At 54.6% G+C, this 13816-nt stretch carries 12 protein-coding genes; 7 read left to right on the top strand and 5 right to left on the bottom strand.

The genetic code is table 11. The features are described 5' to 3' along the window. Window position 1: 1 nt before the first annotated feature. A complete protein-coding gene (locus ACFWUB_RS03650) occupies window positions 2-1243 on the bottom strand; it encodes an LL-diaminopimelate aminotransferase (RefSeq protein ID WP_020310655.1) in 1242 nt (413 codons plus the stop codon). Window positions 1244-1462: 219 nt separating this feature from the next. Between ACFWUB_RS03650 and ACFWUB_RS03645 the strand changes: the two genes are divergently transcribed. Beyond that, window positions 1463-1984 (top strand): flavodoxin, encoded by a 522-nt coding sequence (locus ACFWUB_RS03645; protein WP_020310656.1) that lies wholly within the window; start codon window positions 1463-1465, stop codon window positions 1982-1984. Between the two features lie 520 nt (window positions 1985-2504). On the opposite strand, the gene ACFWUB_RS03640 is transcribed toward ACFWUB_RS03645, so the two are convergent. Genes ACFWUB_RS03640 through ACFWUB_RS03630 form a run of 3 tightly spaced genes read right to left on the bottom strand, consistent with a single transcriptional unit; the run spans window position 2505 to window position 5563 of the window. Beyond that, window positions 2505-3722 (bottom strand): ABC transporter permease, encoded by a 1218-nt coding sequence (locus ACFWUB_RS03640; protein WP_020723928.1) that lies wholly within the window; start codon window positions 3720-3722, stop codon window positions 2505-2507. Continuing rightward, window positions 3712-4416: an ABC transporter ATP-binding protein gene (locus tag ACFWUB_RS03635; protein ID WP_292108167.1), complete on the bottom strand. Its 705-nt coding sequence runs from the start codon at window positions 4414-4416 to the stop codon at window positions 3712-3714. Before ACFWUB_RS03635 ends, ACFWUB_RS03640 begins: the two co-directional genes overlap by 11 nt. 13 nt (window positions 4417-4429) lie before the next feature. Next, window positions 4430-5563 (bottom strand): efflux RND transporter periplasmic adaptor subunit, encoded by a 1134-nt coding sequence (locus tag ACFWUB_RS03630; protein ID WP_416184243.1) that lies wholly within the window; start codon window positions 5561-5563, stop codon window positions 4430-4432. Window positions 5564-5772: 209 nt separating this feature from the next. Here ACFWUB_RS03630 and cytX point away from each other — a divergent pair, with 209 nt between their 5' ends. From cytX to ACFWUB_RS03600, 6 genes are all read left to right on the top strand, one after another. Next, window positions 5773-6969, top strand: coding sequence for a putative hydroxymethylpyrimidine transporter CytX (gene cytX / locus ACFWUB_RS03625; RefSeq protein WP_020310660.1), 1197 nt, complete (start codon window positions 5773-5775; stop codon window positions 6967-6969). A gap of 132 nt (window positions 6970-7101) precedes the next feature. Beyond that, on the top strand, window positions 7102-7305 hold the full coding sequence (locus ACFWUB_RS03620; protein WP_226885859.1) for a hypothetical protein: 204 nt from the start codon (window positions 7102-7104) through the stop codon (window positions 7303-7305). Window positions 7306-7817: 512 nt separating this feature from the next. After that, window positions 7818-8933, top strand: coding sequence for an IS30 family transposase (locus ACFWUB_RS03615; RefSeq protein ID WP_416184242.1), 1116 nt, complete (start codon window positions 7818-7820; stop codon window positions 8931-8933). 106 nt (window positions 8934-9039) lie between these two features. Further along, window positions 9040-9834 (top strand): enoyl-CoA hydratase/isomerase family protein, encoded by a 795-nt coding sequence (locus ACFWUB_RS03610; protein ID WP_020310662.1) that lies wholly within the window; start codon window positions 9040-9042, stop codon window positions 9832-9834. Between the two features lie 27 nt (window positions 9835-9861). Beyond that, a complete protein-coding gene (locus tag ACFWUB_RS03605) occupies window positions 9862-10599 on the top strand; it encodes a CoA transferase subunit A (RefSeq protein WP_020310663.1) in 738 nt (245 codons plus the stop codon). A 4-nt stretch (window positions 10600-10603) separates the two neighbouring features. Beyond that, complete coding sequence (locus ACFWUB_RS03600; RefSeq protein ID WP_020310664.1) at window positions 10604-11266, top strand: 3-oxoacid CoA-transferase subunit B; 663 nt, start codon at window positions 10604-10606, stop codon at window positions 11264-11266. Window positions 11267-11488: 222 nt separating this feature from the next. On the opposite strand, the gene ACFWUB_RS03595 is transcribed toward ACFWUB_RS03600, so the two are convergent. After that, the gene (locus tag ACFWUB_RS03595; protein ID WP_292299243.1) at window positions 11489-13537 is read right to left on the bottom strand and encodes a transglycosylase domain-containing protein; all 2049 of its coding nucleotides are present in this window, start codon (window positions 13535-13537) and stop codon (window positions 11489-11491) included. Window positions 13538-13816: the final 279 nt, after the last annotated feature.

Genomic DNA, 13816 nt, shown 5'->3' with positions numbered 1-13816 from the left:
TTTATTTGAATAATTTTAAATCAGCAATGCGTTTGACAGCTTCGACGGTGTTTTCTTTGGTGCCGAAAGCGGTCAGGCGGAGGTAGCCTTCGCCGTGGGGGCCAAAGCCCGAACCCGGTGTCGTGACGACGTGGGCTTTTTCCAGGAGCAGGTCGAAGAAATCCCAGCTCTTCATGCCGTTCGGCGTCTGTACCCAGGCGTACGGCGAGTTGGTAGCGCCGTAGACGGTGAAGCCGGCTTCGGTCAGGCCGTCGCGGATGATGTGGGCGTTTTCCATGTAGTATTCGACGTCAGCCAGGCACTGTTTCTGGCCTTCCGGGCTGTAATAAGCTTCAGCTGCGCGCTGGACGATGTACGGCGTGCCGTTGAAGAAGGTGCACTGACGGCGGTTCCACAAGGGATTGAGTTCGACAGCCGTGCCGTCTTTCTTGTAAGCGACGCAGGCATGGGGGACGACGACATAGGAGCAGCGCGTACCCGTGAAGCCGGCGCACTTGGAGTAGGAGCGGAGTTCGATGGCTACTTCTTTAGCGCCTTCGATTTCAAAGATGCTGTGGGGAACGTCCGGTTCGGTGATGTACGTTTCATAAGCCGAATCATAGATGATGATGAAGTTGTTTTCTTTGGCAGCTTTGACCCAGTTGGTCAATTCTTCTTTGCTCATGGCCGTGCCAGTCGGGTTGGACGGGTTGCAGAGGTAGACGATGTCGACTTTTTCCTTCGGCGGTTCGGCTTTGAAGCCGTTTTCCGGGGTGCACGGGAGATAGACGACGCCGTCGTAGATGCCTTTTTCGGCATTCCAGTCGCCTGTGTGGCCGAACATGACGTTCGAGTCGAGGTAGACCGGGTAGACCGGATCGGCTACGGCGAATTTGAGGTCGTCGCCGAAGATTTCCTGGATGCAGGCGACATCGGTCTTGGCGCCGTCACCGACGAAGACTTCGTCTAATTCGAGGTCGATGCCGCGCGTCTTGTAGTCGCCATCGATGATGGCCTGGCGAAGGAAATCATAGCCCTGTTCCGGACCGTAGCCGCGGAAGGTTTCAGCTTTGCCCATTTCGTCGACGGCTTTGTGCATGGCGTTGATGATAGCCGGGGCCAGGGGACGGGTGACGTCGCCGATGCCGAGGCGGATGATATTGGCTTCCGGATGTGCTTTGGAATAAGCATCAACTTTTTTTGCAATCGTTGCAAAAAGATAGTTGCCGGGGAGTTTTAAGTAGTTTTCATTTACATGAGCCATAAAGGGACCTCCTTGTATTACTTAGCATAGTAATCTTTTGACAAACTCTATTTTACTACATTATATGGGCCTTGGAAAGATACAGGGCAGCTGGCAGGCATGATAAAATAAAATCGCCGTCATTCATGATAGTGATTGAATGGCGGCGATTTTTGCCGTATAATGAAAACTGTATCGGGACTTTTTAGGTCAAACATATCAGGGAGGTTTGATTGACTTATGGATTATCAAGGTAAGAAATGCCTCATTGCATATTTTTCTCACGCCGGCATGAACTATGTCAGCGGCAAGATCGTCGACCTGCCCGTGGGCAATACGGAACGGGCAGCCCAGATGCTGCGCCTGTTCACGGGCGGCGACCTCTTCCATATCCGCACGGCTTCGGTCTATCCCAATGACTATCAGGAAGTCGTCAAGATCGCCAGGAAAGAAAAGGCCGACAATGCCCGGCCGGCCCTGGAAAAGGATATCCCCAGCATCGACGACTACGACGTCATCTTTTTGGGCTACCCCAACTGGTGCGGCACCATGCCCATGGCCTTGTGGACGTTCCTGGAAAACCATGACTTTTCCGGCAAGACGATTTATCCCTTCTGCACCCACGAAGGCAGCGGCGTCGGCCACAGCCTGGAAGACATCCACGCCCTCTGCCCGGATGCCAAACTCGGCAAGAGCCTGGCCCTCCTGGGTACGACCATCGAAGATGCCGAAGACGACATCCGCCGCTGGCTGAGAGATTAGGGGTTCGTGGTTAGTGGCTAGTGGCTCGTGGTTCGTGGCTCGTGGCTAGGGGTTCGTAGGGGCGGCCCGCCGATTGCAGGGCGCCAAGCCTCCCATGATAGGGGAGGTGGCCCAACGGGCCGGAGAGGTTGAATTTCCAGACTCTCCTATAAGAATCCCATGAACCGTACGACGATTCAAAAGCAACCTCTCAGTCAGCTGCGCTGACAGCTCTCCTGGCAGGAGAACCGGGACGTCCGCTACAGCTGTCCGTTCTGTCAACCGTCCTGTGCCTTCCGAGGGTCGGCACCTGACGGGCCAAAAAAGCTTTGGGCACATCCCCTGCGAACCACGAATCACGAACAACTAAAAAGGGGCTGTCGCACGAAGATTTTTGCCATCGTGCAAGGCACCTTTTACTTTATAGTTTGTAGTACGGAGTTTGTAGAAGTGGGTTTAAATTTTTTACCATTTGCTGCAAACTAAAAACTGCAAACTTAATACTCAAAATGCGCTGTCTTCATGCGACAGCGCATTTTTTTTATTCATACCGCAAGGCTTCGATGGGGTCGAGTTTGGCTGCTTTCCGGGCCGGGTAGATGCCGAAGAAGAGGCCGATGCCGACGGAGAAGCTGAAGGAGATGATGATCGGTGCTGCCGTGATGACTGTCTGGAAGAGGCCCGACTTGGCGATAGCCAGGGCGATGCCGACGCCGCAGGCGATGCCCAGGAGGCCGCCGATGACGCCGATGACGACGGATTCGATGAGGAACTGCATCATGATGTTCTGGAAGGTCGCGCCCAGGGCTTTACGGATGCCGATTTCCCGCGTCCGTTCAGTGACGGAGACCATCATGATGTTCATGATGCCGATGCCGCCGACGATGAGCGAAATGGCGGCGATACTGCCCAGGAAGAGGGTCAGCATGGTCGTCGTGCTGGTCATGGTTTCCATGAGGCTCGTCAGGTTGCGGACGTTGAAGTCGTCTTCCTTGCCGTTCATGATGTGATGGCGCTGGCGCAGCAGCGTTTCGACTTCGGACTGGACCTGTTCGATTTTATCGGCGCTGGAGACCTGGATGTTGATGGAGCGGACGTAGGTAATGCCCATGAGGCGTTCCTGGGCCGTCGTCAAGGGGACGATGACGATATCGTCCTGGTCCTGGCCCATGGAGGACTGGCCCTTGCTTTCCAGGACGCCGATGATCTTGTACGGCTGGTTGTTGATGCGGATGTTCTTGCCGACCGGGTTGGCTTCGTCGAAGAGGTTGGACGCGACCGTCGGTCCGATGACGGCGACGCGGTTGCGCGAGTTGAGGTCGCTCTGTGTGATGAAGGAGCCCGACTGGACGACGAGGGAGCGGATGTGCAGGTATTCCGGCGTGACGCCGTAGACCGATGTATTCCAGTTCTGGTTGCCGTTGACGATCTGATAGGAACTGTTGACTGTCGGCGATACGTAGTCGATGTTCTTTATCTTGTTCTTGATGGCCGTCGCGTCGTCGTATTTTAATTTCTGGTTCGACCCGGCTGCCGAGCGGACACCGCCCTGATTGGTCGAGCCGGGCATGACGATGAGCATGTTGCTGCCCAGGCTGGCGATGGAGTTGGTGACGTTCTGCTTGACGCCCATGCCGATGGAAATCATGGCGATGACGGCACCGACGCCGATGATGATGCCCAGCATGGTCAGGATAGAGCGCAGTTTGTTGGACAACAGGGCCGTGACGGCAATCTGTACGCTTTCACTAAATAACATCCATGACGACCCCCTTTCCGGCGTCTTTGGTGATCCTGCCGTCCGAGAGCAGGAGCTGGCGGTTGGCACAGGCGGCGATTTCCGGTTCGTGCGTGACCAGGATGATCGTCTTGTGCTCTTCGTGGAGTGCCTCGAAGAGGCGCATGATATCTTTCGTCGATTTCGTGTCCAAGTTGCCTGTCGGTTCGTCGGCCATGATGATATGCGGGTTGTTGACCAGAGCCCGGGCGATGGCGACGCGCTGGCGCTGACCGCCGGACAGTTCGTTGGGCTTGTGGTGGGCCCACGTTTCCAGACCGACGGATTTCAGCTTTTCCATGGCCCGTTCTGCCCGTTCCTTGCGGCCGACGCCGGCGTAGACCAAGGGCAGGGCGACGTTGTCCAGGGCGGAAATGCGGGATAAGAGGTTGAAGTTCTGGAAGACGAAGCCGATGTGCTGGTTGCGGACGACGGCCAGTTCATCGTCGCTGAGGTGGGCGACTTCCTTGCCGCCGAGCTTGTACGAGCCCGACGTGGGGCGGTCCAGGCAGCCCAGGATGTTCATGAGCGTCGATTTCCCGGAGCCCGACGGCCCCATGAGGGCGGCGAATTCGCCTTCTTCTATGTTCAAGGTAATGCCGGCCAGGGCGGCGAAATCTTCACCGCCGATGTGGTATATCTTTTTGATATCTTTCAATTCGATGACATGCTTCATGGCGATGCTTCCTTTACATGGGCGGCGGTCCCTGGCGCCGGTTGTTGTTCGATGACGAAGATTTGCTGGAGGCCGTATAGGTGATGGAAACCTTGTCGCCCTGGGTCAGGCCTGAAAGGATTTCCACGTATTCATCGCTGTAGATGCCCGTCGTGACCGGGACCTGTTCGGTCTGGCCGTTGGCATCGACGCGGATGACATAGGAACCGGAATCGTTGGTCTTCAAGGCGGCGATGGGGACGACGAGGGCATCGTCTTTTTGCGATGTCGTAATGTCGACGCGGGCTGTCATGCCTAGTTTCAGGACGTCGTCCGGGTCATCGACGTCGAGGGTGACGTAATAGTAGATGACGCTGGCCGAGGAGCTTGAAGAGGAGCTCGATGTCGAACTCGTGCCATTCGTGTCCCACGTGTTGCTCGTATCGGTCTTGGCGATTTTCGAGACGTGGGCCGTGAAAGTCCGGTCCGTAAAGGCGTCGACCGTGAAGGTAGCATCCTGACCGACTTGAATCTTGCCGATATCCGTTTCATCGACTTTGGCCAGAATCTGCTTGGTCGACGTGTCGGCAATGCGCATGATGACTGTCGGGTTGCTGTTGCCCTGGACGGCCATGGTGCCGACCGCCTTCGGTTCGCCGACGACGACGCCGTCCATAGGTGCTGTGATGACCGTTTCAGCGACATCTGATTCGGCTTCTGTCAAGGTGCTGATGGCCGTATCATAATTGAACTTGGCTGTATCCAAAGCCTGTTTCGTGCCGGCACCGAGATCATAAAGCTGCTGGGCCCGGTCGTATTCGACTTTGGTATTCGTGACTTTATATTGAGCCTGGCCGCGCTTGGCTTCATAGTCCTTGCCGTCGAGGATAGCCACGGTCTGGCCGGCTGTGACCCGGTCATTTTCTTTGACCAGGACCTGGCGGATGCGGGCCGTGATTTTCGGTGAGACTTCTACGGAATCGACAGGGCTGATGGTCCCCGTCGCCGAAACCGTCGAGCGCAGGTCTTTGCGGACGACGTCGGCCGTTTCGATGGCCTTGGCCTGCTTCGCCGTTTGTTGGGACTGGTAATATGTATAGCCGCCAAAGGCACAGGCAGCCAGGATGACAGCGGCAATGACGATTTTCAGGCGCTTGTCAATTTTCATGGTATCACTCCAATTTTCATGGTATCACTCCAAACGTATAAATTTAAAAAAAAGACTATATAGTTATTATATTGTTAGCTAAGTATAGCATGAGCCTAAAAAGGAATAAAGCTAAATACCCTTTTTCTTAGTAAAGTGAGTTGAAATTGTGACAAAGTGACTGTCCTGCATAGGGTTTTCCCGGCAGATATGCTATACTAATAGAGCTAATGATTTATATGCAGAAAGGTTGGTATCATATTGTGAATGAACGTAAGACATCTGTCTTTTCTAACGGCCTGTTATGGTTCGGCGCCGGCATTTCCATCGCTGAAATCCTGACGGGCATGCTTCTGGCACCGCTGGGCTTTGCCAAGGCCTTTGCGGCCATCATCCTGGGCCACCTCATCGGCGGGACAGTCATGTATCTGGCCGGCCTTATCGGCGGGCGGACCGGCGGCAGCGCCATGGAAACGGTGCGCATTTCTTTCGGCACTCAGGGTGCCAAGCTCTTTGCCGGGCTGAATGTCATCCAGCTCGTCGGCTGGACGGCCGTCATGGTCGCCAGTGCCGCCTTGGCAGCCAATACCATCGCCGCCATTGGCGTGTCCTGGTGGAGCCTCATCATCGGCGCCTTCATTGCCTTGTGGATCGTCATGGGCCTGAAGAACCTGAGCAAGGTCAACGTCGTCGTCATGGCGGCGCTGTTCATCTTGACCATCGTCCTCAGCCTGGTCGTCTTCAAAGGCGGTACGCCCCAGGTACCGGCTGGCGACCTGACCTTTGGCGGCGCTGTCGAACTGGCCGTCGCCATGCCGCTGTCGTGGCTGCCGATCATTTCGGACTACACGCGGACGGCTGAAAAGCCGGGCCTGGCTACGGCGGCCAGCTGTAGTGCCTATTTCATCGCCAGCTCGTGGATGTTCCTCATCGGCATGGGCGCCGCCCTGTTCACCGGGCAGGACGATATTGCGGCCATCATGGTCCAGGCCGGCATGGGCGTGGCCGGGATCCTCGTCGTCCTCTTGTCGACAGTGACGACGACCTTCCTCGATGCCTTTTCAGCCGGCGTCAGCTGCCAGAGCCTGGTTCCCAAGGTTTCGGATAAGGTCCTGGCTCTCATCGCCACCGTCCTGGGCGTCATCCTGGCCATCTTCGCCGCGCCGGACCAGTTCCAGGACTTCCTCTACCTCATCGGTTCGGTCTTTGCGCCGATGACGGCCATCCTCTTGTCGGATTTCTTCATCCTCAAGCAGGACCACACGGCAGACAGCGTCAACTGGCTCAACCTGGTCCTCTGGGTCCTGGGCGTCATCTTGTACCGCTTTCTGCTCAACGTCGATACGCCAGTGGGCATTACGGTCCCTGTCGTCGTCATCCTCATGGTCATCAGTGCTTTGGTCCATAAGGTATTGAATAAAGCATAAAGAGATTCTAATATTGAATTGATGAAATGCAAAAATGATTCGTAATTAGCATTGACAAAAAGGCATTGAAAAGCGTAAACTTATGCTCAAGCAAGATAATAATGATTGAAGTCTTAAGAGGAGGCTTTTCAGATGGATAAACACTTTACTTTCGATGATATGATCAATACCATGATGCCCCTGCCCATCAGCGGCAACGCCAACGGCGAAGGCATCTACTGCCGCGGTCAGGAACTCGTCGCTTCCATGGACCAGCCGAAAGAAACGGCCCATCAGGAAAAAGAAAACCGCGGATTCGACCTCCGCGGCATCTTCTGCCAGTATTGCATCGATTAATAAAAAGCTAGTGGTTAGTGGCTAGTGGATGGTTTTAAATTTAAGGGGATTTGCTGCAAACTAAAAACTATAAACTTAAAACTCAAAAAGAGGCTGTCTTCATGCGACAGCCTCTTTTACGTTGTTAGCAGCTAGCGGTTAGGGGCTAGCGGATGGAAAGGATTTAGCCTCTCCTGCTAGGAGAGGTGGCCCGAATGGGCCGGAGAGGTTTAACCTCGTAGGGGCTCGCACGTGCGGGGATATGCAGGAATCCCGTGACCCATTTATCTGAAGCGGGCGCCCCACGTGGTCGCCCCTACGAGCTACGAACCACGAACCACGAGCCCCACGAGCCACGAGCCACGAGCCACTAAAAAGGCGCTGTCGCGAGACAGCGCCTTTTTCATGCCTTTCGCCTTTTTCATGCCTTTCAAGTATAGGTTTTTTACTAAAATATATGTTATGGTCCGTTGTAAAATGAACTTGAACAGTTAATCAAAAAACAAAAATCCATAGTGACGCTTCATGTTAAAATGGTTCTGCGAGAAATCATCAACAAAGGAGCAATCACTATGGATCACAACCATTCTAACATAATCGAGGACGTACGTACACCCGGCCGCCATCTTTCTTTGGAAGAACGGGGTATGATTCAGGCTCTGCATCGTCAGGGGCTTTCCCTTCGCGCCATCGCTGCTGAGGTAGGTTGCGCCCACACGACCGTTTTATACGAGCTTCGGCGTGGAACGCCGGAACGAAAAGGCAATCGTGGTCGTGCCCCACAGTACACAGCCAAGCGTGGTCAGAAAGCTTACACAGAGCATCGCAAGAATTCCAGGAAGCCTTGTAAAATCGATCATGACGACTGCGAGCTGTTCATCCAATGGATGGTAGAACAAGTCCGCCAAAAACGCTGGTCACTGGATGCCTGTGTTGGCTATGCCAAACGGAACCAGCTGTTCGCGCCGGAGCAAATCCCCTGTACCAAGACGCTCTACAACATGCTATGGGCTAACAAGCTTCCGCTGACACTCTTCGAAGTACCGCGTGCTTTAAGACACAAGCGTCACCGCAAATGGGTGCGCCAGAACAAGCGCATAAAAGGCCGCTGCATTGATGAACGGCCTGCCATCGTCAATGACGGTACGGAGATTGGCCACTGGGAAGTGGATACGGTAGTCGGTCAGCGCGCAGGCCGTGAGGCGGTAATCTTTACCGCTGTGGAAAAGGTCACGCGTAACTACATTGCTATCCGCATCCCAGGACGTACCAGTTCCGGCGTTGAAGCAGCCCTTGCACAGCTGCAGGATTTCTATGGTATAGAACGCTTCAGCCAGATTTTTAAGACGATGACGGCAGACAATGGTCCTGAGTTTGAGACCTTGTCGAAGTTCGAGAGCCTTGGCACCAAGATTTATTTTACGCATCCGTACAGCTCATGGGAACGACCTCAGAACGAACGTCACAATGGCTTGTTAAGAGATTTTATCCCCAAGGGCATGTCCATGGAGCGATTCTCTGAGGCGGATATCCTGCACATAGCAGATGTGCTGAATCAGCGTCCACGCCGTGTTTTGGGCTACCATACGCCGGCGGAGCTATTCGATGCATTTCTCGATGAAGTCTATGCTATTGACAGCGTGTCTTGATTAGGTGTGTTCAATTTCAACTTGCAATTTACGAAATATATGTTATAATATGAATACAAGGAAAGATTAACTTTCCGTTTTGTTATAGTTGCGAGGAGGAATTCATATGAAGCTCAAAAAATTGCACTATACTGTCGAGGACGGTATTGCTGTCGTTCAGCTCGATTATCCCAAGAATCTCAATGCCATCGATGAAGAAATGGCCGATGAACTGCTCTACGTCGTCCAGGCGGCTGAAGCCGATGAATCGGTGAAAGTCGTCGTCTTCAAAGGTTCTCCCCGTGCTTTTTCGGCTGGTGGCGACATCGGCTACTTCTACCAGCTCATCAAGGCCGGCGGTGACGTCAATATGGACGGCCTCATCGGCAAGGTAGGCAAGGTCACGGACGGCCTGAAGAAGATGAGCAAGATGGTCATCGCCTCGGTCAGCGGTGCCGCAGCCGGTGCCGGTGCCAGCCTGGCACTGACGGCAGATTTTATCATTTGCAGTGAAAACGCCAAGTTCATCATGGCCTTCGTCAACCTGGGCCTGGTCCCCGATACGGGTGGTTCGTATTTGCTGGTCAAACAGCTGGGGCCGAAACGGGCCATGGATATCTGTGCGACCGGCCGGCCGGTGAGCGCTCAGGAAGCCAAGGACCTGGGCATCGTCTACCGCATCGTGCCCAACGAGGACCTCGACGGTGAAACGATGAAGTTTGCCAAGAAATTGGCGTCAGGGCCGATCATTTCCTACAAGAATATCAAGCGCCAGATCTATGCAGCCGCCTTTGCCGAATACCAGCACTACCTGGAAAATATCGAAGTCCCGTGCCAGCGCGAATGTGCCCGGACCAAGGATTTCGCCGAAGGCGTCTGCGCGTTCATGGAAAAACGGCGTCCCCATTTTACCGGCCAGTAAGGCTGCTTTGTGAAGGGAGTGAGTACGGTGTTATCGAAAGTATTTTCTCTCCAAGATATCCTGGAACATATCCACGATGGCCAGACCATCATGTTCGGCGACTGGCACGGCCAGTTTGCAGCCGATGAGATCATCGACGGCATGCTGGAAAAAGGCGTCAAGGATATCAAAGCTATCGCCGTATCGGCGGGCTATCCCGGCCAGGGCGTAGGCAAACTCATCGTGGCCCATCGCGTATCGTCCATCATTACGACCCATATCGGCCTCAACCCGGAAGCACTGAAACAGATGCTGGCAGGTGAACTGGCCGTCGAATTCGTTCCCCAAGGGACCTGGGCCGAACGGGTGCGCTGCGGCGGTGCCGGATTGGGCGGCGTCCTCACGCCGACGGGCGTCGGGACGAGTGTCGAAGAAGGGAAACAGAAGCTGGTCATCGACGGGAAAGAATACCTCCTGGAATTGCCGCTCCATGCCGACGTGGCCCTGGTCAAAGCGACCAAAGCCGATACGGCAGGCAATCTCTATTTCCGCATGAATTCACGGGCGACGAACAGCACCATTGCCTATGCTGCTGATTTCGTCGCTGCCGAAGTCGAAGAAATCGTCCCTGTCGGACAGCTTTCGCCGGAAGAAATCGCCATTCCGGCGCCCGTCGTCGATATGGTCTATGAACGGCAGGGCGAAAAACGCTATGTCTGCCCGATGTGGAAAAAGGCCAGGGCCCGTGCCGAAGCTAAAGCGCGGGAACGGCAGGAAAGGGGATGAGGTCATGGTCGAACGGAAAGGAAGAGCTTTGATTGCCTGGCGGTGTGCCCAATTCTTCAAAAATGGGGATTTCGTCAATTTAGGAATCGGCCTGCCCCTGATGTGCGTCAACTACCTGCCTGAAGGCGTAGACCTCTGGCTGGAAGCGGAAATAGGCACGGTCGGCAGCGGCCCGTCGCCGGATTGGGACCATGTCGACATCGACGTCATCGACGCCGGCGGCCAGCCGGCCTCAGTCATTACCGGCGGCAGCGTCTATGACCACGAAACGTCCTTTGCCTTCATCCGCGGCGGTCATATCGACGCGACTGTCCTGGGAACGCTGCAAGTCGACCAGGAAGGGAATATCGCCAACTGGACCATTCCTGGGAAATTCGCTCCCGGTATGGGCGGGGCCATGGACCTCTGTGCCGGTGTCAAGAAAATCATCGTCGCCACGGACCATTGCGAAAAGAGCGGCCATTCCAAGATACTGAAGAAATGTACGCTGCCCCTGACGGGAGCCCATTGCGTCACCGATATCGTAACCGAACGCGGCTACTTTGAAGTCACACCGCAGGGCCTGGTCCTGCGGGAACTGGCACCGGGCTATACCGTAGAAGATATCCGGGCCTGCACGGAAGCAGACTTCATCGTCCCCGAAACCATCGCCGTCATGGGCGGATGAGGGGAGGTCGCACGAAGGCTTCGTAAGCCTCTCCTACTAGGAGAGGTGGCCCAAATGGGTCGGAGAGGTTTAACCTTGTAGGGGATGTTTTTATACATCACCCGTCATGTATAATGTGGGCATCATTATTTCAGGCGGGCCGCCCTTTGGGACGGCCCCTACGAATACTGCAAACTCAATACTCAAAAAGAGGCTGTCGCACATGCGACAGCCTCTTTTTCACTATTCCTTATTATTGCGGTCGGCTTGTTGTCTGGCCGGCTGCTGGGTCTGTTGTTTGGATTTTTCTTTGGTCGTCGTTTTTTCGGTCGTCGCCGATTTTTTCTTCGGTTCTTCCCGGTCGTCGCTGCGGACGCTGTTACTGGAAGATGAAGACGACGTCGTTTCTTTACGGCGTTCCATGCCTGACGGGGCGGAGAAGTCGCCACCCGATTCATCGGACGTAGCCGACGACATGTAATCCTTCCAGATTTCTGCCGGGATCGTGCCGCCGTAGATTTCGCCTAAGCTGTGCGAACCCGTATCGTCGCCAATCCATACGGCTGTGACGATGTCCGGCGTGTAGCCGACGAACCAGGCGTCTTTGTTGTCGTCTGTCGTACCGGTCTTGCCGGCGGCCGGACGGCCGATGGCGGCGGCTGTCCCTGTGCCGTGGTCGATGACGCCTTCGAGCATAGTCGTCATTTCATAGGCTTCCCGTTCGGACATGACGCGGGTCTTCGTTTCTTCTTTTTCTAACGTCGATGCGTCTTCCAGGACGTTACCGTCGCGGTCGAGGATTTTGACGATAGCCGTCGGTTTGACGTGGACGCCCTTATTGGCAAAGGTGCCATAAGCACTGGCCATTTCCAGCGGCGTGACGCCTTTGGTCAGGCCGCCCAGGGCCATGGCCAGGTTGTCGTCTTTGGCGTCGAGGGTGGTAATGCCCATCTTCTTGGCATTGGCGATGATGTTCTTCGTGCCGACTTTGTCAGCCAGCTGGACGGCGATGGTGTTGACCGAGTGGGCCAGGGCATCGCTGAGGGTCATGGTACCGCTGTAGGAGCCGCCGGCGTTCTTCGGGCTCCAGCTGCCGTAGGTGACGGGCTGGTCGTCCATGGTCGTATCCGGCGTCATGTCGTGCTGCAGCGCCGTCAGGTAGACGAAAGGCTTGAAGGCCGAACCAGGCTGGCGGACAGCCATGCTGGCGCGGTTGAAGCTATCCTGTCCGCGGCCGCCGACCATGGCCAGGATGTGGCCCGTCTTGGGGTCGATGGAGACGATGGCTGCCTGCGGCTGAGTCAGGCCGTTTTCGTCAGTGTAGTTGTTGGGCAGGTTGCGCATGGCCCGGACGGCGGCGTGCTGCTTGTCGACGTCCATGGTCGTGTAGATCTTGAGGCCTTCCTTATAGAGGGCATCGTCGCCGTATTTCTTGGCGACCTGCTGGGAGACGTAGTCGATGAAGGATGCATATTCGTCGGCTTCTTTGGACTGATGGCTCTTGGAGAGGCCCAGGTCCTGGTTCTTGGCGTCTTCCGCTTCGGCAGCCGATATGTAGCCGTATTTGACCATCTGGTCGAGGACGACGTTCTTGCGCTTCTTGGCTTCGTTCAAGTTGTTGAAGGGCGAGTAGTAGTTCGGGCTCTTAGGCAGGCCGGCCAGCATGGCGCACTGCGTCAGGGTCAGTTCGTTGACGTCTTTGTTGAAATACGTCTTGGCCGCTGTCTGGATGCCATAGGCACCCTGGCCGAAGTAAATCTGGTTCATGTACATTTCCAGGATTTCTTTTTTACTGTATTTGTGTTCGATTTCCAGGGCCAGCATGGCTTCCTGTATCTTACGCTTCAATGTCTGTTCCTGGGACAGGAAGGCGTTCTTGGCCAGCTGCTGGGTGATGGTACTGCCGCCCTGGGCGATGCCGCGGTTGGTCAGGTTGGCAAAGATGGCGCGGAAGATGCCGATAGGGTCGATGCCGATGTGTTCATAGAAGCGGTTGTCTTCGGCAGCGATGAAGGCATTCTGCAGATTCTGCGGCACTTTGTTGATGTCGATGGGCAAGCGGTTCTGATCGGAATGAAGGGTCGTGATCAGCCGGCCGTGGGAATCGAAGACCTGTGATGAAACGGCAGGCCGCATGTTATTGCCTACAGCAGGCAAACTTTGATAGGCAGCAAAAATATAGCCAAACCCTAAGCCTGCGAAAACGACAAGGCATAAGGCGATGAAAAGGCGGATGCGGCGAAGGGGACCGGCTTTTTTGGCTTTTTTTGCTCTGCGTCTGGGTGTATACATTTTTTCCTCCTACGTGACGACGTAATCGTTCAAGATGAGCAGGTAATGAGACATTACTAATTTCTTATTATATCACATCATACATCATTATCCTATATAGGCGGGACAGGTTGAAAAAATTTAAAGTCTTTTTGGCGATTAAATCGTTTTACGCTACACGGAATCCGAAAATATTTCATATGTAGTATACTCTTTAAAAGAGTATCATGTAGCTTTTTTAAAAATGCCATTGACAATCGCAGAGAAATAGCGTACTATAAACGTAACAAGCAGACAATT

The organism is Megasphaera sp., from assembly GCF_047831605.1.
GTDB lineage: Bacteria > Bacillota > Negativicutes > Veillonellales > Megasphaeraceae > Megasphaera > Megasphaera intestinihominis.
The sequence above is the reverse complement of the archived record's forward strand: the minus strand, read 5'-3'. Positions and strand labels throughout refer to the sequence as shown.